Origin of the sequence: Caldanaerobacter subterraneus subsp. tengcongensis MB4 (assembly GCF_000007085.1) — a bacterium.
GTDB lineage: Bacteria > Bacillota > Thermoanaerobacteria > Thermoanaerobacterales > Thermoanaerobacteraceae > Thermoanaerobacter > Thermoanaerobacter subterraneus.
In genome coordinates this window covers 1,004,510-1,023,281 of the sequence record NC_003869.1, presented here as the reverse complement: position 1 = coordinate 1,023,281, position 18,772 = coordinate 1,004,510, and the positions used below count along the sequence as shown (strand labels likewise).

Annotated in this window: 20 protein-coding genes and 1 riboswitch; of the genes, 2 read left to right on the top strand and 18 right to left on the bottom strand. The window is 37.2% G+C overall.

The genetic code is table 11. From position 1 onward, the window contains the following. Positions 1-207 precede the first annotated feature (207 nt). Complete coding sequence (locus TTE_RS04925; protein WP_011025390.1) at positions 208-930, bottom strand: creatininase family protein; 723 nt, start codon at positions 928-930, stop codon at positions 208-210. A gap of 131 nt (positions 931-1,061) precedes the next feature. Between TTE_RS04925 and TTE_RS04920 the strand changes: the two genes are divergently transcribed. Beyond that, positions 1,062-1,625 (top strand): TMEM165/GDT1 family protein, encoded by a 564-nt coding sequence (locus tag TTE_RS04920; protein ID WP_041587136.1) that lies wholly within the window; start codon positions 1,062-1,064, stop codon positions 1,623-1,625. A 46-nt stretch (positions 1,626-1,671) separates the two neighbouring features. On the opposite strand, the gene TTE_RS04915 is transcribed toward TTE_RS04920, so the two are convergent. The 17 genes from TTE_RS04915 to TTE_RS04835 form a co-directional block, all read right to left on the bottom strand. Further along, positions 1,672-2,478 carry a cell wall hydrolase gene (locus tag TTE_RS04915; protein ID WP_011025388.1) on the bottom strand — a complete coding sequence of 269 codons (807 nt, stop codon included), beginning with the start codon at positions 2,476-2,478 and terminating at the stop codon, positions 1,672-1,674. Then, positions 2,478-2,605: riboswitch (cyclic di-AMP (ydaO/yuaA leader) on the bottom strand. (Overlaps the previous gene by 1 nt.) Before the next feature lie 54 nt (positions 2,606-2,659). Continuing rightward, the gene (locus TTE_RS04910; RefSeq protein WP_041587300.1) at positions 2,660-4,039 is read right to left on the bottom strand and encodes a sensor histidine kinase; all 1,380 of its coding nucleotides are present in this window, start codon (positions 4,037-4,039) and stop codon (positions 2,660-2,662) included. Next, on the bottom strand, positions 4,029-4,718 hold the full coding sequence (locus tag TTE_RS04905; protein ID WP_011025386.1) for a response regulator transcription factor: 690 nt from the start codon (positions 4,716-4,718) through the stop codon (positions 4,029-4,031). The genes TTE_RS04910 and TTE_RS04905 overlap by 11 nt, the downstream gene beginning before the upstream one ends. 18 nt (positions 4,719-4,736) lie before the next feature. Next, positions 4,737-6,008, bottom strand: a complete 1,272-nt coding sequence (gene aroA, locus TTE_RS04900; protein WP_011025385.1) for a 3-phosphoshikimate 1-carboxyvinyltransferase — start codon at positions 6,006-6,008, stop codon at positions 4,737-4,739. A 9-nt stretch (positions 6,009-6,017) separates the two neighbouring features. Then, entirely contained in the window at positions 6,018-6,863 is an 846-nt protein-coding gene (locus TTE_RS04895; RefSeq protein WP_011025384.1) for a prephenate dehydrogenase, read from the bottom strand. Next, positions 6,860-7,876 (bottom strand): 3-deoxy-7-phosphoheptulonate synthase, encoded by a 1,017-nt coding sequence (aroF, locus tag TTE_RS04890; protein ID WP_011025383.1) that lies wholly within the window; start codon positions 7,874-7,876, stop codon positions 6,860-6,862. Before aroF ends, TTE_RS04895 begins: the two co-directional genes overlap by 4 nt. A gap of 16 nt (positions 7,877-7,892) precedes the next feature. Then, positions 7,893-8,726, bottom strand: a complete 834-nt coding sequence (gene pheA, locus TTE_RS04885; RefSeq protein ID WP_041587135.1) for a prephenate dehydratase — start codon at positions 8,724-8,726, stop codon at positions 7,893-7,895. A gap of 115 nt (positions 8,727-8,841) precedes the next feature. Beyond that, positions 8,842-9,912, bottom strand: a complete 1,071-nt coding sequence (gene aroB / locus TTE_RS04880) for a 3-dehydroquinate synthase (RefSeq protein WP_011025381.1) — start codon at positions 9,910-9,912, stop codon at positions 8,842-8,844. Between the two features lie 56 nt (positions 9,913-9,968). After that, positions 9,969-11,759 carry an oligoendopeptidase F gene (gene pepF / locus TTE_RS04875; protein ID WP_011025380.1) on the bottom strand — a complete coding sequence of 597 codons (1,791 nt, stop codon included), beginning with the start codon at positions 11,757-11,759 and terminating at the stop codon, positions 9,969-9,971. A gap of 2 nt (positions 11,760-11,761) precedes the next feature. After that, positions 11,762-12,655 (bottom strand): L-serine ammonia-lyase, iron-sulfur-dependent, subunit alpha, encoded by an 894-nt coding sequence (sdaAA, locus tag TTE_RS04870; protein WP_009611088.1) that lies wholly within the window; start codon positions 12,653-12,655, stop codon positions 11,762-11,764. 16 nt (positions 12,656-12,671) lie between these two features. Then, complete coding sequence (sdaAB, locus tag TTE_RS04865; protein ID WP_009611084.1) at positions 12,672-13,340, bottom strand: L-serine ammonia-lyase, iron-sulfur-dependent subunit beta; 669 nt, start codon at positions 13,338-13,340, stop codon at positions 12,672-12,674. An 11-nt stretch (positions 13,341-13,351) separates the two neighbouring features. Beyond that, positions 13,352-13,585, bottom strand: coding sequence for a hypothetical protein (locus TTE_RS04860; RefSeq protein ID WP_031314074.1), 234 nt, complete (start codon positions 13,583-13,585; stop codon positions 13,352-13,354). A 2-nt stretch (positions 13,586-13,587) separates the two neighbouring features. Then, entirely contained in the window at positions 13,588-14,205 is a 618-nt protein-coding gene (locus TTE_RS04855; protein WP_011025378.1) for a cyclase family protein, read from the bottom strand. A gap of 16 nt (positions 14,206-14,221) precedes the next feature. Then, on the bottom strand, positions 14,222-15,679 hold the full coding sequence (gene zwf / locus TTE_RS04850) for a glucose-6-phosphate dehydrogenase (protein ID WP_011025377.1): 1,458 nt from the start codon (positions 15,677-15,679) through the stop codon (positions 14,222-14,224). Positions 15,680-15,799: 120 nt separating this feature from the next. Then, positions 15,800-16,825, bottom strand: a complete 1,026-nt coding sequence (locus TTE_RS04845) for a hypothetical protein (protein ID WP_041587134.1) — start codon at positions 16,823-16,825, stop codon at positions 15,800-15,802. A 14-nt stretch (positions 16,826-16,839) separates the two neighbouring features. Beyond that, positions 16,840-17,784 (bottom strand): phosphodiester glycosidase family protein, encoded by a 945-nt coding sequence (locus tag TTE_RS04840; protein ID WP_011025375.1) that lies wholly within the window; start codon positions 17,782-17,784, stop codon positions 16,840-16,842. A 106-nt stretch (positions 17,785-17,890) separates the two neighbouring features. Continuing rightward, positions 17,891-18,199 (bottom strand): hypothetical protein, encoded by a 309-nt coding sequence (locus tag TTE_RS04835; protein ID WP_011025374.1) that lies wholly within the window; start codon positions 18,197-18,199, stop codon positions 17,891-17,893. Between the two features lie 129 nt (positions 18,200-18,328). Between TTE_RS04835 and arsC the strand changes: the two genes are divergently transcribed. Then, on the top strand, positions 18,329-18,763 hold the full coding sequence (arsC, locus tag TTE_RS04830) for an arsenate reductase (thioredoxin) (protein WP_011025373.1): 435 nt from the start codon (positions 18,329-18,331) through the stop codon (positions 18,761-18,763). The last annotated feature ends 9 nt before the right edge of the window (positions 18,764-18,772 follow it).

Sequence of the window (18,772 nt, the reverse complement as noted above, 5' to 3'; positions counted from 1 at the left end):
ATAAGTTAATCATTATACCAGGTTATAATAGTTGTTTATATTATACCACGAAAAAGTTAAATCTACAATAAAAAATGCAATTTAGAAGAGAAAAAATTTCAAAATAAAAGCCATAAAAGCTAAATAGCTTTTACGGCTTAGACTGCAAACAACTTTTTAAATAGAAAAAATGTAATTCGTTACAAGACAACTAAACTGGCAATTTATCTAATCTGCAATGTATTTTCCATTTCGCACATTTAAAATTATTTCAACAATCTTTTCTGTCAGAAGTTTAAAGATTTTCTCCCCCTTTTCTTTTGTAGCAAGTGTAGCATCACCTGACATAGCATTTTCATAAAGTATTTTTCCCCTGTCCTTAAAATAAACCCTGTAAAGAGGTTTCTTGAAATTCTTTGTCGCTTTGTCCATTTGCACAAGCCTCTCATCGTAATATAAAATAGCCGACGTCTCGTCTTCTCCCGCATGTCCCTGCCCTTCTGTGATGGTAAGAATCTCTTTTGAAAAGTCTAACCACCAGTTTATTGTCAACACCGTCATACCCAGCTGCGCCAGTTTTTCACTGGCAAGGTTCAAAGCATTGATATTTCCTCCATGCCCATTTAAAAATATAAGCTTTTTAAGCTCGTTTTCATACAAGCTTTTTCCAACAGCATATACGTATTCTGCTAATACTTCTGAAGGCACGTGAATTGTTCCGGGATAGACTGAAAGGTCATAGCTTTGACCATAGGGTATCTCAGGAGCAATCCACACATAATCACCAATTTTTTCTTCAATCATCTGGCAAAAAAGCCTGGGGGAAAAAATGTCTGTACCCAGAGGAAGGTGGTGACCGTGAGCTTCCACAGAACCGATAGGCACTATTACTGTATCTGATTTTTGCAGATGTTTTTGAAAGTCATCAGAAGTGTAATTTATTAAATACATAAAAACACCTCCAAAATTTTTCTAATCTAAAAATAACATTTTTTAGGTGTTAAAACAACTGACTTACAAGTTGACACGAAAAGATAATTTTTTTACAATAACTACTGTATAATACTTTGGGAGGAACTAAAATGGAAACGTTGTTTACCTCGTTTTTTCTAGTATTCGCTTCTGAAATGGGAGACAAATCACAACTCATGTCAATAGCATTTGCCTCTTTATTCAAAGCCAGAACCGTTTTAGTAAGTGTATTAATTGCAGCACTAATAAATAACGGTATTGCAGTATTATTTGGTTCATATATGGGAGAACACATACCAAACTTTTATATGAAATTTTTGGCTGCTCTTTTGGTTTTATTTTTTGGAGTCTTTTCTCTGAGCCATAAAGAGTCAGAAAACGGAAAAATAATAACCTCTCATTATCCTCCTCTTTTAACTATAATAATCACTTACGTCCTTTCAGAATTTGGAGACAAAACACAGCTGACCACTATTGCTTTAACTGCTTCCTATCGTCAGCCTTTTTATATACTTCTGGGAACAACTCTAGGCATGTTCATGGCAGATGTGATAGGAATAATTATAGGTTCTTATTTCAATAAAAAAATTTCTCACAACTATTTAAAATACATATCTTCTGCAGTTTTTATAGCATTTGCCTTTTCCCTGTTATATAAGCTCTTTTACAAATAAAAGTAAAAAAGAGGCGGTTACTCCGCCTCTTACCCCTCTCATCGCTTTATTTCCCGTAACAAAAAACCATATTGCCTATTCTTGCCGCTATGGGTAAGGACCACAACCAGGCATTAGTGGAGCTCTGGTCAAAATAATATAAAGCTCCATTAGTGGGGTCAATGCCATTTAGAGCATCTCTTGCAGCAGCTATAGCATCTGTAGATGCAGGCCTATTTATCCAGCCATTGAGTACAGGAGTAAATTGGTAATTCCCCCACGCATCCACTTGATATATGACATCTTTTATAGTATTGGGAAAAATACCGCTTTTCACTCTATTTATCACTACAGCTGCTACTGCTACTTTAGCCTGATACGGCTCTCCATCCGCTTCTGCTGTAACGAGTCGCGCAAGAAGGTCAAATTCCTCTGGAGTGTAAGGTATTACACTCCTTTGAACATAACCTCTGCTGACATCATTATATGTTCGAGAGGAAGAATTAACAGGCTTTGGTATGATAAACACCTGACCTGGATATATGATATCGCTTTTATAATCGTTTGCAGCTTTTAACGCATCTACGGTAATTCCATATTTTTTAGCTATTAAGTACAAGCTATCGCCTTTTTGAACCACATATGTGTTATCATTACCAGGCACTTGCAACACTTGGCCAGGATATATTGTAGTAGTCTGTAACCCGTTTAGAGCCATCAATTTAGTGTAAGTAATGCCGTATTTTTGACTTATCCCCCATAAAGTATCTCCTGGTTTCACAGTATAAGTAGCGGCAAAGGCAGCTTGAAATAAAAATAGTCCTCCGATAATTAATGCGATGAGAGGCTTTACTTTGAGGTGAACTTTGGACATGATTTACCCCCTTTGCCTCCGAGGTTAGTTGACGGGTTCGGGTGAGGGCCACCCTACCACAATACGTGGATTCACCCCAAATTTACATCCCCCGTACCCCTTATCGGGGATTCGGCATGTTTTAACTAAATTATACACGGAATACAAAAACTCTGTCCATATTAAACTGATGGGAATAGAGTCATTTGCTGTCATTGATAAGCGGAAGCATCACGGTAAACTCCGTTCCTTTCCCTACCTCGCTTTTTACCCCAATCACTCCACCGTGTTCCTCTACAATCCATTTTGCGATAGAAAGACCTAAGCCCGTGCCCCCTGTATCTTTAGACCTAGCTTTGTCTACTCTGTAAAATCTCTCAAAAATATACGGCAAATCCTCTTCGGGTATTCCTATCCCATCGTCTTTAACCTTTATATAGGCCTCGTCACCACTTCCTATTTCAATTTCTATGTTGCCATTTTTTGAGGTGTACTTTGCCGCATTATCAAGGAGTATCCTCAAAACCTCTTTTATAAGCTTCTTATCTGCATTTATTCTCACATTTTCCCCTTTTAATGATACATTTTTTCCTTCGTAAATCAGTTTAATCTCTCTGACCACTTCTTCTGCTATCTCTTTCAAATCAAAACTTTCCCTCTCCAGCTTTATTGACCTGTCATCGCCCTTCGCTAAAAAAAGAAGTTTTTCAACAAGACTTTCCATCTCTAAAGTTTCCTTCTTTATGGCTTTAATTCCTTCTTCTAATACTTCTCTGTCGTCTTTTCCCCATCTATCTAGCATGTCAATATATCCTTTTATGACAGAAATAGGAGTCCTCAATTCATGGGAGGCATCAGACACAAATCTATTTTGACGCGCAAAAGACTCTTCAAGCCTGTCCAACATGTCATTAAAGGTCTTTGCCAGCCTTGTGAGTTCATCCTCCTCTCCGTAAACTTTAAGTCTTTTATTTAAGCCTTTTGCATCTATGTCTTTCACTTCTTTTATCATGTAATCTACAGGTCTTAATGCCCTTTTTGTAACAAAATAACCTGTCACAAATGAAATGAAAATACCAGCTCCATCAGCAAAAAACATCAAAATAAAAAGAAGCTTTAAAAAAGCGTACTCATTCTTCATATCCTTTATAACTTGTATATAAAATGTAGCATCGCCTTTTTTAAATACTGTATTTAAGTAAACTAAATCCTTATCAAATTCATCAACCTTAACAGGAACTTCTAGATTAGTATTATATGGAATCGCAACTCTTTCTAATTTTTTAGATAAATACAGCAATCGCCCTTTTGAATCAAATATTTTTACATAAATATTTTCATCAGGTATCCCAGAAAATGCTGTGTCTTTTAAAGCTCCGTCCATATTTTGTTTTGCTTCACTAAGTTTTGCCTTTATAACCTCTGCTTGAGTTGACACCTGTTCCATTGATTGGTATATAAGGTAATACTTCAAAGTGTAAAGCACTGAGGCATTCAAAGAAATCAGCACAAATGAAAAAACTGCTGAATAAAGAAGCGCTATTTTTAAAGTTATGCGCTGAGGTAACAATTTAATCTTCATCTTCACCATCTCTCAAACTGTAACCTACTCCCCTTATAGTGTGAATCAATTTTCTGTCAAATGGGTCGTCAATTTTGCTTCTCAAATACCTTATGTACACGTCTACTACATTGGTATCCCCATAATAGTCATATCCCCAAACTGACCGCAGAATTTTTTCTCTAGAAAGAGCAATATTCGCATTTCTCATTAAAAATTCTAAAAGGTCAAACTCTTTTTTCGTAAGGTCAATTTTTACTCCCTGCCTCCTGACCTCATGAGTAGTCAAATCCATAACAATACCAGCAAACTTCAGCACATCTTTTTTAATACTGGGATTTCTCTTTCTCAATGCAGCCCTCACTCTAGCGAAAAGCTCCTCTATAGAAAAAGGCTTAGTTACATAGTCATCTGCACCAATGTCTAGCCCTCTTACCTTGTCTTTCACCTCATATTTTGCTGTAAGCATTATAACAGGTATGTCAGAGTTTTCTCTTATTTTTTTCAAAACTTCATATCCATCCATTCCTGGAAGCATTATATCCAAAAGCACAAGGTCATAATCGCCCTCTAAAGCTTCTTTCACGCCTGAGGTTCCGTCGTAAACTATTTTTACTTCATAGCCTTCGTGTTCGAATTCCAATTGTAAAAAACGCGCTATCTGTCTTTCATCTTCTACAATCAGTATCTTTTCCTTCATTGGCCATCACCAATAAAATTATAGCATATCAAATGTCTTATAGAAATCGGGATATGAAACGTCGACGCATTCAGCCTTCTTAATTATGGTCCGACCTTCTGCTAAAAGGCCAGCAATCCACAAGGACATGGCCACACGGTGGTCGTTGTAACTCTCAACTTCGGCTCCTCTTAAAAAGCCTGTCCCTTCTATAATCATTCCATCTTCTGTCTCAAAAATTTTAGCTCCCATTTTCCCAAGCTCTGATGTCATTGATTTTATTCTGTTGCTCTCTTTTACCTTCAATTCTTCTGCATTTTTTATCACAGTGGTTCCTTCAGCAAAAACTGCTGCAACTGCGATAACAGGAATTTCATCAATAAGCTTAGGAATAAGGTCTCCGCCGATTTCTATACCCTTTAATTTAGAACTTTTAACTACAATGTCCGCTATTTTTTCATTATTCACATATCTTTCATTTATAAGCTCAACATTTCCTCCCATACCTTTTAAAACATCTATAATTCCTGTTCTCGTAGGATTTACATTCACATCTTTTATAACCACCTCTGAATTAGGAAGCAAATTTGCTGCCACTATAAAATAGGCAGCAGAAGATATATCTCCAGGCACTATAATTTTCTGCCCTTTTAATTTACTTCCCGGATAACAAAATATTTTCTTTCCATCTATCTCTATCCTTGCACCAAAAGTTTGAAGCATAAGCTCCGTATGATTTCTCGATAAAGCAGGCTCTTCAATCACTGTCCTTCCTTCTGCATAAAGGCTTGCAAGCATTATGCTAGATTTAACCTGTGCACTGGCAATAGGCATTTTATACTCTATTCCTCGAAGTTTTCCACCTCTTATTTTGACAGGAGCAAAATTCCCTTCCCTTGCCTCTATTTTAGCCCCCATGAGAGTAAGAGGCACTATCACTCTTCCCATAGGCCGCCTCTTGATAGAATCATCCCCTGTGAGTATTGTCTCAAACTCTTGCCCTGCAAGTATTCCCATCAAAAGCCTAATTGTTGTCCCAGAATTTCCTACATCTAACACTTCACTGCTCTTACTAAGGTACAATCCTTTTCCATACACTTTCACTCTATTTCTTTCCAATTTAATGTCTACACCCAGTTTTCTCATACACTCTACAGTAGAAAGAGTATCCTTAGCAACAAGAAAATTTTCTACTTCTGTTAGCCCTTCAGCTATTGAACCTATCATAACAGCTCTGTGAGATATAGATTTGTCTCCCGGGACAGAAATAACACCTTTTAAGCTGTTTTTCTTTTTTACCTCTACATCCATTTTCTCACCTCATACCTCTAGTATTTTTCTGCATTCTCGGGCCTTGTCAAGGAAGTCCACTAAAAACTCTTCATCTCCTCTCTCCAGATGATACACAAATTCTTCGAGGAGGTTTTTATAATTTCTTAGTAAATCAAGAACCACTTCTCTATTGCTAAAAATTATGTCCTTCCACATTTCAGTCTGAGAAAGAGCGATTCTCGTAGTATCTTTAAATCCTCCTGCAGCGTATTTTAAGGCATCTTTGCATTCTCTGTGTGCAAAATTAGAAAGTGCCGTAGAAACTATATGAGGAACATGGCTTATAACTCCTACTATCCTGTCATGTTCATTATAATCTACAATGACAGGTTTTGCACCTATCTTTTTTATTATTTCTTTTACAAAAATCTCTAAAATCCCTTCTTCCACACTGCTAGAAGGAATCAAGAAATAAAAAGAATTTACAAAAAGGTCAGGGTGAGAATAATCGTACCCTGCCTTTTCAGTGCCAGCCATAGGATGCCCTCCAATGAAGTAAAAATCCGAAGGTGGAAATTTTTCTATCTCTTCCATGACAACTTTTTTAGTGCTCCCAACATCAGTTATTATGCATCCCTTTTTAAGATGAGGATATATCTTCTTAACACTATCAGCTATTTTACCAACAGGAGTGCAGATAAAAAGAGCATCTACATCAAGTGCAAAATTTATTTCCCTGAAGGCTTCAGAAATTGTACCCTCTCTTAAAGCCTTATCTAAAGTTTTTGTATCAATATCCACCCCGACAACATCTATATCTGTATACTTTCTTAAAGCTTTTGCGATAGACCCGCCTATAAGGCCCAGTCCCACAACAGCTACCTTCTCTATCATGCCAGTTCCCGCCCTACAGCTTCAGCAATAATTTTTAATTCTTTCACCAAGCTTTCAAAGTTGTCTGGGGTCAAAGATTGAGGCCCATCAGAAAGAGCATTTTTAGGGTCAGGATGCACTTCTATGATAAGTCCATCCGCTCCTGCAGCAACAGCCGCTTTGGCCATGGAAGGCACAAGGTGCCACCGACCAGTTCCATGGCTGGGGTCTACTATTATAGGTAGATGACTCAGTTTTTTTATGGCTGGAACCGCACTCAAATCTAAAGTATTGCGGGTATAAGTCTCAAAAGTCCTTATACCTCTTTCGCAGAGAATTACATCCTTATTTCCCTCATTTAAGATGTACTCTGCAGCGCTCAACCACTCCTCCAAAGTCGCGGCAAGCCCCCTTTTTAAAAGTACAGGCTTATTCATCCTCCCTACCGCCTTAAGAAGTGAGAAATTCTGCATGTTTCTTGCTCCAATTTGAAGGACATCCGCATACTCCGCAACTTTTTCCACTGAATGCACGTCCATCACTTCCGTGACAATTTTAAGACCCGTAAGCTCTCTCGCTTCACTGAGCATTTTTAATCCTTCCTCCTCTAACCCTTGGAAAGAGTAAGGCGAGGTCCTGGGTTTATATGCCCCTCCCCTTAAAAAGTGAGCTCCCGCCCTTTTCACTGCCATAGCACTCTCAAAAAGCTGTTCTCGGCTCTCTACAGCACAAGGTCCTGCCATTATGACAATATTTTTGCCTCCTATTTCAATATCGCCAACTTTTACAATAGTAGGCTCTGGTTTGAATATCCTGCTAGCTAGCTTATAAGGGTCGACTATTGGAATTACTTTCTCTACTCCTTCCATCATCTCTATCGCTTTTCCATCAAGTTTCCTTTTATCCCCTATCACACCTATTACTATTTTTTCTTCCCCTCTTGAAATGTGATAACCCAGCCCGAGAGAAGTTAAAAGATTTGTAATCTCGGAAATTTGTTTCTCACTAGCATCTATATTCATTACAATTACCATACCTCTTCTCCTCCCTTTATTTTCCCATCTTGAACTTTGGATAAGAACCTATCACTTTCAAAAAATCTGCCTTTATCTTCAGATCTTCCAAAGCCTCTTTTATCCTCTCCTCTTTTCTGTGGCCTTCTATATCTACCCAAAAGACGTACTCCCCAAACTTTTTGCGAGAAGGCCTTGACTCAATTTTTGTCATATTGATATTCTTTTCTGCAAACACTCCTAAAGCCCTATACAAACTTCCAGGAACATTCGGCACAGAAAAAACTATTGAAGTCTTGTCCTCCCCTGTATAGTCACTGTCTCTTTTCGCAATAACCAGAAACCTTGTGTAATTCTCCTTTATATCCTGCACATCTTTTTCTAATATCTTAAGGTTGTAAAGCCAAGCAGCTCTTTCCGGCCCAATAGCAACTATCCCTTTTTTAGCATTTACCCCTAACAAAGCCTTTACAGTGCTTTCTGTAGTTTTTACTTCAGCCGTTGGGAAATTATTCAATATGTATTCCCTGCACTGGGCAAGAGCCTGAGGATGAGAAAGTATACAATGTACATCTTTAAAGTCAATAAAGTCATCGCAAATCAAACATTGTGAAATAGAAATTATCACCTCTCCTCTGACCAAAATACCCTCGGCATCGTTTATCAACAAATCCAGTGATACATTGACAGAACCCTCAATAGAATTTTCAACAGGCAAAATGCCCTCATCGCACGTCCCTTCCGCTACACTTTTAACTACATCTTGGATGGTAGCAAACTCTATAGCTTCACACTCTTTCATTCCTTCTATATATTTAAAAACAGCCTCTTCAGAAAAAGTACCTTTAGGCCCTAAATACCCAACTTTCATCCTACACCCCCTTATCATACTATATTGCTGATATTTTAATACTTTGCCTAATTAAAGTCAAGTAAATTTTTCATAAACCTTATAAAAGGATAATAAAAAAAGCGGTGTACCCGCCTTATTTCAAAACTTTTAATACATCTTCTTCTTTCACACTCACAATATCCACTTTGCCTAAACCTACAGGTAGAACAAAATTTATTCTCCCTTCTCTCATTTTTTTATCAAGCTTTATGGCATTTAGCATATCCGTCTTTTCAATACCCTCATAGTCAGCTGGCAGTCCCGCTCTTTTAATTAAATTCAATATGCGCTCTAAATATCCTTCATCAATATATCCCAAGTTAAATGCAAGCCGTGCCTCATACGCCATTCCTATTGCCACAGCTTCTCCGTGAATATATCTCTCATACCCTGTTAAAGCCTCAATAGCATGACCTATTGTATGCCCAAAATTTAATATCGCTCTTAAATTCTCTTCTTTTTCATCCAATGATACAACCTTAGCTTTTATCTCACATGACCTTTTAACTATATAAGTCAAATCCTCCTTTTTTAATCTCAAAATATCACCCAAATTTTCTTCAATATAGGTAAACAAATCAAAGTCCCATATAACTCCATACTTGATTACTTCAGCTAATCCACCAAGAACTTCTCTTTTATTCAAAGTCCCCAAAACTGAAGTATCAATATACACCATTTTAGGTTGATAAAAAGCTCCAACTATATTCTTACCTTTTTTTAGATTTACCGCTACCTTACCACCAACACTGCTGTCTACCTGAGCTAACAATGTCGTAGGAATCTGAATAAAATCAATTCCTCTCATATAGGTCGCAGCAACAAACCCGGCTATATCTCCAACAACTCCTCCCCCCAGTGCAATGATAGAACTATCCCTTAAAAGACCACTGTCATAAGCTACCTCAAGAAGTCTTTGTGCCATTTCCATAGTTTTGCTCGTCTCACCAGCAGGTATAACTTCATATAAGACATCGAATCCACTTTTTCTAAGGCTTTCTTCAATCTTTTCAAAATACAAAGGATAAACATTAGAATCAGTAATAACAAATGTCTTGCTGCTTCTCACATGTTTTTTAATTAAATCTCCAACTCTATCAAAACCTTCATAGTCAAAATAAATAGGATAAGACCTTTCCTTCAATTCAACAATCACTTCATCCATACTCCCACCTCTTTTTACACCAGACAAAGGGGACGGTTCCTTTTGTCCCCCTTGTCTCATGCCATCTTTTCAAACTCATCAAGTAATTTTTCAAAAACATCTAATGCGTCGTTCACTGGCTTTGGAGTAGTCAAATCTACCCCTGCCTTCTTTAAAAGGTTCAGTGGATAGTCAGAACTTCCGCTTTTTAAAAATTCTTTATATCTCTCCACAGCCTTTTCTCCTTCATTTAGTATCATCTGTGAAATAGCTATTGCCGCAGAAAATCCTGTAGCATATTTGTAGACGTAGAAATTTCTATAAAAATGTGGAATTCTCGCCCATTCGTAGCTTATTTCTTCATCTACTACTATATCATCTCCGTAATAAAGTTTATTTAGTTCATAATATTTTTTGTTCAATACCTCTGCCGTAAGAGGCTCTCCTCTTTCTGCCATTTCATGAATTAATTTTTCAAATTCTGCGAACATGACCTGTCTGAAAACTGTCCCTCTAAATTCCTCGAGAAAATGATTTAGTACGTAAAGTCTTTCCTTTTCATCTTTGGAATTTTTCAAAAGATAATCCATAAGTATAGCTTCATTGCAGGTAGAAGCTACTTCTGCCACAAAAATCTTATAACCTGCATACACATATGGTTGTGTCGCATTTGAATAATACGTATGCAAAGAATGTCCCATTTCATGGGCAATTGTAAATACATCATTTAATTTACCCTGAAAATTTAAAAGCACATAAGGATGTGTACCATAAGCACCCCATGAATAAGCTCCAGAGGTTTTGCCTCTATTTTCATACACATCTACCCAACGAGATTCAAAACCTTTTTTTAGTAAATCTATGTACTCTTCCCCCAAAGGCTTAAGGCCTTCCAAAACTAGTTCAATTGCCTCTTCATATGTAAACTCTTTATCATACTCTTGTATCAAAGGAACATACAAGTCATACATGTAAAGTTCGTCTAATTTTAAGAGTTTCTTTTTAAGCCTTACATATCTATGTAAAACATCAAGCCTACTATGTACTGTTTCTATGAGGTTATTATAAACCTCTACACTGACATTGTCTTCAAAAAGTGAAGCCTCCAAAGAAGAATTGTATCTACGGGCTTTAGCATAAAAAATATCTTTCTTTACACTGCCAGCCAGAGTAGAAGCAAAAGTGTTTATAAATTTTTTGTAAGTATCATACAGTGCTTCAAAGGCAGCCTTTCGGACATTTCTATCCTTACTTTGCATAAAGCTTATAAAATTTCCATGAGTAAGCTCCACTTCATTACCATTTTCGTCCTTAATTGTCGGGAATCTCAAGTCCGCGTGATTCAACATAGAATATATAGTTGAAACAGATTCTGCCAGTGTCTCTGCTTCTGCTAGTATTTTTTCTTCCTCCGGTGAAAGCACATGAGGCTTGTATCTAATTAAATCCTCAATATACTGCTTATAAATTTTTAACTCCTCTAATTCTTCTATCATGTTCCTCAATTTTTCAGTCTCAATAGACAAAATCTCTGGAACTATAAAAGAAGTAGCACTCATGACTTCAATATTAAGTCTCATCGCTTTATCAGACAATGCCTGATATTTAGAATTGGTATTATCTTCATCTCTTCTCATTCTGGCATAGGCGAAAATCTTGCTGGCTGTCATCCCAATTTGGTCATTAAGCTTCAAAACTTCCAATAAGTCCTTAGAAGTTCTAATTTTTCCTTTAAACTTTACAATCTCTTTTAGGAGCTCTTTTACCTTCCTGTAGTCTTCTTCCCACAACTCTTCATTTTCATATATGTCTTCCAACCTCCATTTATATCTTTCATCTATTTCACTTCTCTCTCTTAAATTTCCCATGTTTAATCCCCCCGCTTTTCTTTTTCAAATATTTCTTTTTTAAGTCTCATTGCTGTTGGAGTTTTGGCAAGCCCCCCTTCTGCTGTTTCTCTTAAGGCACTTGGGATAGCCTTTCCTACCCTGTACATAGTTTCTACAACCTCGTCAAAAGGTATTACACTGTCCATTCCCGCTATAGCAAAATCAGCACATATCATTGCATTGAGAGCTCCTAAGGCATTTCTCTTCTCACAGGGAATTTCTACTAATCCGGCAACCGGATCGCATACCAGTCCCAATAAGTTCATTATGGCAAAAGAAGCAGCTGTCAAGCATTGCTCAGGGGTTCCCCCCATGAGTTCCACTAAAGCCCCTGCTGCCATAGCCGAGGCAGACCCTACTTCTGCTTGACACCCTCCTTCGGCTCCCGCTAAAGTAGCATTTTTTGCTATTATAATTCCTATTCCTGAAGCTGTAAAAAGCGCTTTTGTCATGTCATCTTCACTCTTGCCAAATTTCCTTGCAACAGTAATTAAAGCACCTGGTATCACACCACTTGAGCCTGCTGTAGGAGCAGCCACGATCCTCCCCATTGAGGCATTTACCTCTGTTACGGCAAGAGCAGAAGCTGCAGCTTTTGCCATTGTTTCACAGGACAAAGTATTTCCAATCACAATCCTCGCATAAAGCTTTTTGGCATCTCCTCCTGATAAACCGCTCACAGACTTTATATCCTCATTTAACCCTTTATTTATAGCTTCTCTCATCACCTGAAGATTTTTCTTCATTTTTTCAAAAATAACTTCTAAGTCCTCTCCTGTTCTTTCCTGTTCGGCCAGCATTACAATTTCCGATATAGGCTTATTGAACTTTTTTGTAAGCTCTAAAAGTTCATATCCGTAATTGAATTGATACATAAAAGCATGCCCTCCATTACACAGGATTTAAAATTATGGCATTCAAAATTCCATCAATATTTTTAATCACTTCTTTAGCTCTTTCAGGGATTTCCTGGTCAGACTCTATGACCATTATGGCTTTATCGCCCTTTGCATGCCTGTAAACTCTCATGAAGGCAATATTTATATTGCAGTCTGCCAGCACTTTGGTCACAGCAGCCACAATCCCAGGCTTATCTATATGGGTGGTAATTAAAGTCTCATACTCCCCAGTAAACTCTACTTCTATGCCATTTATTTCTTTTAAAAGGACATTACCTCCGCCTACAGAACAGCCTAAAATATTATAAGTCTTTCCATCAGAGGTCTTAATTATCATCCTCACTGTGTTTGGATGGGGAGCTTCTTCATCGCTTTCAGTAAATTTAAACTTAAGTCCTAATTCTTCAGCAATTTCAAAAGAACGAGGCAATCTCTCGTCATCAGGATCAAATCCCAATATCCCTGCAAGTAACGCCCTGTCTGTGCCATGGCCTTTATAGGTTCTGGCAAAAGATTCGTATAAAATAAATTCCACCTCTTTTATCTCATCGTCCGCAATCTTTCTAGCAATTTTAGCAAGCCTGGCTGCCCCCGCAGTATGGGAGCTGCTCGGGCCAATCATTATAGGCCCCATAATATCAAAAACAGAAAATTCCCTCATATCAATCCCCTTTACTCTTTCCCTATTTTCCTTACCCTAATCTTTTTTACTTTGCTTTCCTCTATCAATACCTCTTTAAAAGCCTGGTCAATAGAAAGGCCCTGTTGATGTTTTAAATACACCTTTTTGAAAAAATCTTCTCCGTACTTTTCAAATAATAGGCTTATGTATTCATTTTCACTTTCTTTATCATGCAGTACTTCGCCAAAAATGAAATTTTTAAAACGAGATAATCTTAATCTCATAGTCATTCTTCCTTTATTAAAACCGCTCTGGTAGGAGCTGCTTCTGCTCCTTTTATTTTGAGAGGAGCAGCAAATAAGAAGTACTCCCCCTCTTCGACTTCTTTTAGCCTCAACCCTTCTAAAATTACTACTCCAGCCCCCAAAAGGATTTTATGGGTTTCATGTTCCGGCTGATCCCTTTCAATCCCGAGAGCATCAATTCCTACTCCAACTACGCCTTTTTCTTTTAAAAACTCGGCACCGCTTTTTTCAAGGTAGACAAATTGAAAATCAAAATCTTCCCTGAAAGAATTTCGAGTTTTAAAAATCACAAAATCGCCCTTTTCAATATTTTTGTCCTTTAAGTCTTCTCTTGTTATTTTATCAGATATATGTGTGAAATCAAACACTTTGCATCTCGTTATAACCTTACTAAGGTCCAAATTTTCTATGGTATCTCCGCCATTAATCATGTGCAAAGGGGCATCAATATGAGCCCCTGTGTGCATGTCCATGCATATACGTGATTCTGTTACATCCCCTTTTTGGACTGTAATAGTATGCTGAGGCCTTTTTTCCTCCTTGTTTTTGTAGACAGTCATATTTTCATGAATTTCCATAGAAATATCGTATATCTTCACTTTCCATCCCCCTATCCTATACATTCCACCACATTCTTCCATCTCTTCTCAAAAGCTCTTCTGCCTCACTAGGACCCCAGGTCCCTGGATAGTAATTAGGAAAATCGGGTGTTTTTTCTGCCCATGCTTTAGCAATAGCATCTACAAACCTCCAAGAATATTCTACCTCATCCCAGCGAGTAAATAAAGTAGAATCTCCTCTCATCACATCAAAAAGAAGTCTTTCATATGCCTCTGGAGAATTATTGGATATCTGGCAGTTCTGACAAAAATCCATATTTACAGGCTCTATAGTTATATCTCCTGCTCCCGGCACTTTGGCATTAAACTGAAGTTTTACTCCTTCCTCCGGCTGAATTTTTATTACAAGCAAATTGGGAAGCAAATTTTTATACTCTTTGAAATACAAAATACCTGGCAGAGGCTTAAATTGGATGACAATCTGTGTGGATTTTTCCGGCATCCTTTTTCCAGTCCTGATGTAAAAAGGAACTCCTGCCCATCTGAAATTTTCTATGTGCACTTTTAATGCCACAAAAGTCTCTGTATTGGAAGTTGGAGATACTTTTTCCTCCTGCCTATATCCCACATACTGCCCTCTCACCACATTTTTCTCTACAAGCTCAGGAGTCATAATCTCTAAGGATTTTAAAACCTTCACCTTCTCATCCCTTATAGATTCTGTATCCAAATTTACAGGTGGTTCCATCGCCGTCAAGGTCAGAAGCTGCATCATGTGGTTTTGAACCATGTCCCTCAAAGCTCCTGCTTTCTCGTAGTATCCTCCTCTATTTTCTATCCCTACCGTCTCATTAGAAGAAATTTGCACATTGTCTATATATCTTCTGTTCCAAACTGGCTCAAAAAACACATTGGCAAATCTGATGACCATTATATTCTGTAGCATCTCTTTTCCTAAATAGTGATCAATTCTATAAGTATTTCTTTCTGTAAAGACATCTGTTATCATTTTATTTAGTTTCCGGGCAGATTCTAAATTTTCTCCAAAAGGCTTTTCTATAACTACTCTCTGCCATGAAGTTTCATTACTTACCATTCCGTGTCTGTATAACTTTTCCACAATGATGCCAAAATATTCCGGTGCAACTGCAAGATAATATACCCTGTTGCCCTGTGTATTGTATTTCCTATCCAGTTCATCTAAAAAGTAACTAAGTTCCATATATCCGTTGTCATAGTTAAAATCAAATCTTTTGTAGAATATCCTGCTACTTAAATCTTGCCAGATTTTTTCGTCAATGTCAAATCTAGAATAAGTTTTAACAGACTCCAGCATCTCATTTCTATATTCCTCTTCAGTCTTGTCTCTTCTCCCTATAGCAACTACAGCAAAATTTTCAGGCAGGATATTTTGATATCTTAAGTTGTAAAGGGCCGGCATCAATTTTTTATGGGTTAAATCTCCTGTTCCACCGAATATGACCATCACGTTTGAAAGGTCTTTATCTTTCATGTTGATCACCTCACGAAAATGTTGTTAAACGATTCCGTGCAACTATTTATTGTCAATTAATACTTTTTATCTTGAGTAGTTATATTATTATACCACATATTTTAAAATTTTAAAGCAGGGTTAATCCCTGCTAAATCGCTTCAATATTATTTTATCCCCATTTTTATATACTATATAATCCCTAGTAATTTCTATAATTTTTCCTTTAGCTTCAGAGATTACATTTCCCCGCAAATCCTCAAGCCTATTATTTCCAGTTATAATCCCAACACTTTTTTCATTAAATAATACAACCAGATCCTTTAAAACTTGTCCTCTTTTTAGTGAAATTTTATGCCACATGCCTATAGGCTTATCTACACTGTCATAATATATCTCCTCTATTCCTTCTGTACCCATCTTTCCAATATAGACATTATCATCTCTATCTATTCCCAAAAGAGCGTATTTATTCTTAGCACTGAGCAAAACCTGCTTTCTTCCATCTTTTAGTAAATACAGTCTTCCATCATCAGACTGATAAATTAAATTGTCCTTTCTTTGGGTTTCTACCATTTTCTCTATCCTCTTTACAGGAAGGTAAATTCGCCTTACCTCTCCCATTATATTCACCTGATAGAGCCTGTCTCCATACGGAGTAGTAGCTTTCAAATAGATCACGTTTGTGAGAGGAGATAAAGTTACATAACTAATGGCGCTCTTAGAGGGCAAATATATCTTTATATACACAGTATTGTATAAGTCATTGTCTACATCGTAGGACTTCAGTTCCACTTTTGTACCAGTTAGAGAGTCCATTCGAGAAAAATACAAAATTCTATTTCTGTCTGGAAGCCATGTATAATAATCTCCTTCTTTTGTAGCCTTCTCAATTACCTTTACAGTCTTTCCTGTTTTGGCATCAGCTATAATTAAATTACCTCCTTCGTCATATGAGATGTATTTCCCATCATAAGAGACATGAACATCTTTAGCATAAGATGGAATTTTTATCTCTATGAGAGGAGGCAGAGAAATACTTCCAAAAACTTCTTCACTTTTTATAAAAGTTGAATCTACTAAAAATACATTGTTTAAATAGTAAAGAAATGCCAGTTCTAATGCCAGAGTAGCAAATGCCCATTTTAAGACCTTCTTAATCTTCACCTCAAAAATCCTCCTCATCTTACAAAGAATATGGTAGGAACGGCTCTTTCTCCCAGAGCATCAGAAGGGTGATTTATCACTTTCCCCTTAAAGTACATCGTTGTAGAAGAACCCCCATCGAGGTTAGCTGCATTATAAGCTCCGTATTTGAGCATTATATCTTGCACATCCTTTAAAGTAGCACCTATGCTCTTTAAAGTTCTGCCATCTATCACCAAAAAAATCACTGTTCCATCTTTCCTCTGACCTATGGCAGTTCGAGGAGCTATCCCCCAACCTCCATCTCCTTTTTTTATCATGGCTTGTCCGTTAATGACAAGGGCTGGCCCAAAGCTTACCGCCTCTTTTATGCCCATATTGAGTACTTCTTTGTACCTGTACTTTCCAACCATCAACTTACCATCATTTGTAAAACCAATTAAATCCACTTTTTCATCCGGATTTTTAATCTCTGTATACAGTAGTTTCCCTCTGTGTATCACAAACCCCTGAGGAGCCCCACCTATACCTTTCATACTGCTGTCTCCAAAGCCTCCAGCATTTATAGCCGCTAGAGCATTATAGTGTTTCGCAATTACACTTGTGGTCTCCCCTTCATATGGGAATTTACTAGATGTCCCTACTTCTACTCTAGTAGGGTCATGAATCAAAATCACTTTTCCTTCAAAATGCTTGCCGTACACATTATAAAGTTCAATCCTTCTATCCTTTCCCCCGTTCACATGTATTAAATTTTTATCAGTTCTACCACTTTCTATTTTGCTTTCAGACATTATTTTATCTATCACCTTTTTGGGCAAAAACAGAGTAGCCAGGTATTGGTGGGTAAAAGTAGTCATGGCAGTAGCGACAAAAGTATCTCTCACCCTTGTAAAAGGACCGTAAAACATCAAAACGGGCATGGTAATAGAAACAAAAAGTACCTCAAAAATTATAAAAGCAATCGCTCTTTTTAGCATGTTCCACCCCATTCACATATGATTTGCCACAAATATTATAACTTTATTAGATTAAAAATTTGTTAAAAATGTGTAAAAAATTTAGAAAGGGACTGCATCGTCCCTTTTATCGAATCCTCAGGTACACTTTTAAATAGTCTACCATATCCTTTTCCCTTTCATCGTAAGTCTCAATGTAAATATTTTTCCCTTCCACCGTATAACTAAAATCAGTAAATCCCTGATTCAAAAGATAATCTTTTACCGCTTTTTCCCCCAAATCTCCCTGCGCTACGAGAATTTTTTCTCCTACATATCTTCCGTTTACGTATATACTAAAAGAGTCTGTCGGAACTTTAAGATTGTTCCTATCTGCCTCTGAAGGTAAAACTATGCCTGGAGCTATCGAATTTTGCCCGTAAGGATAATTTATCATTTTGCATCACCTCTTTATTCTATTTTACTCAAAACGCTTTAACATATTCTTAACAAAAAAATACATTGTTTTTCGATTGACAAGCTTTTATAATATAGCTAAGCAGGAATATGAGGAGGAGGAGTTACGATGGCAAAGAAGATTTTGTACTTTATATGCACTGGAAATTCCTGTAGAAGTCAGATGGCAGAAGGATTTGGCAAATTTTACGGTGGAGATGATTTTGAAGTATATAGTGGCGGTGTAGAAGCTCACGGATTAAACTCTAAAGCCGTCGAAGTCATGAAAGAAATAGGTATCGACATAAGCAACCAAACTTCAGACTTAATAGACGAAAATATCCTCTTTAAAGCAGATTATGTTATAACGCTGTGCGGAGATGCTAGAGACAAATGTCCTGCTCTGCCTCCTTCTGTAAAAAGCCTCCACTGGGAATTAGAAGACCCTGCAAGAGCGGAAGGCACAGAAGAAGAGATAATGAACAAGTTTAGAGAAGTAAGGGACATAATAAAAGAAAAAGTCAAAGCCTTAATAGAGGAGATAAGAGAAAAATCCCTGGCATAAAAAGCCAGG

Coding starts and splice junctions, on each gene's coding strand:
- TTE_RS04905 (WP_011025386.1), bottom strand. CDS start 4,718: ATGAAGGAAAAGATACTGATTGTAGAAGATGAAAGACAGATAGCGCGT.
- TTE_RS04860 (WP_031314074.1), bottom strand. CDS start 13,585: ATGAGATTAAGATTATCTCGTTTTAAAAATTTCATTTTTGGCGAAGTA.
- pepF (WP_011025380.1), bottom strand. CDS start 11,759: ATGGGAAATTTAAGAGAGAGAAGTGAAATAGATGAAAGATATAAATGG.
- TTE_RS04920 (WP_041587136.1), top strand. CDS start 1,062: ATGGAAACGTTGTTTACCTCGTTTTTTCTAGTATTCGCTTCTGAAATG.
- aroA (WP_011025385.1), bottom strand. CDS start 6,008: ATGGATGTAGAGGTAAAAAAGAAAAACAGCTTAAAAGGTGTTATTTCT.
- TTE_RS04835 (WP_011025374.1), bottom strand. CDS start 18,199: ATGATAAATTATCCTTACGGGCAAAATTCGATAGCTCCAGGCATAGTT.
- TTE_RS04895 (WP_011025384.1), bottom strand. CDS start 6,863: ATGATAGAGAAGGTAGCTGTTGTGGGACTGGGCCTTATAGGCGGGTCT.
- arsC (WP_011025373.1), top strand. CDS start 18,329: ATGGCAAAGAAGATTTTGTACTTTATATGCACTGGAAATTCCTGTAGA.
- pheA (WP_041587135.1), bottom strand. CDS start 8,726: ATGAAAGTTGGGTATTTAGGGCCTAAAGGTACTTTTTCTGAAGAGGCT.
- sdaAB (WP_009611084.1), bottom strand. CDS start 13,340: ATGAGGGAATTTTCTGTTTTTGATATTATGGGGCCTATAATGATTGGC.
- TTE_RS04915 (WP_011025388.1), bottom strand. CDS start 2,478: ATGTCCAAAGTTCACCTCAAAGTAAAGCCTCTCATCGCATTAATTATC.
- aroF (WP_011025383.1), bottom strand. CDS start 7,876: ATGGTAATTGTAATGAATATAGATGCTAGTGAGAAACAAATTTCCGAG.
- TTE_RS04840 (WP_011025375.1), bottom strand. CDS start 17,784: ATGCTAAAAAGAGCGATTGCTTTTATAATTTTTGAGGTACTTTTTGTT.
- sdaAA (WP_009611088.1), bottom strand. CDS start 12,655: ATGTATCAATTCAATTACGGATATGAACTTTTAGAGCTTACAAAAAAG.
- aroB (WP_011025381.1), bottom strand. CDS start 9,912: ATGGATGAAGTGATTGTTGAATTGAAGGAAAGGTCTTATCCTATTTAT.
- TTE_RS04925 (WP_011025390.1), bottom strand. CDS start 930: ATGTATTTAATAAATTACACTTCTGATGACTTTCAAAAACATCTGCAA.
- zwf (WP_011025377.1), bottom strand. CDS start 15,679: ATGAAAGATAAAGACCTTTCAAACGTGATGGTCATATTCGGTGGAACA.
- TTE_RS04910 (WP_041587300.1), bottom strand. CDS start 4,039: ATGAAGATTAAATTGTTACCTCAGCGCATAACTTTAAAAATAGCGCTT.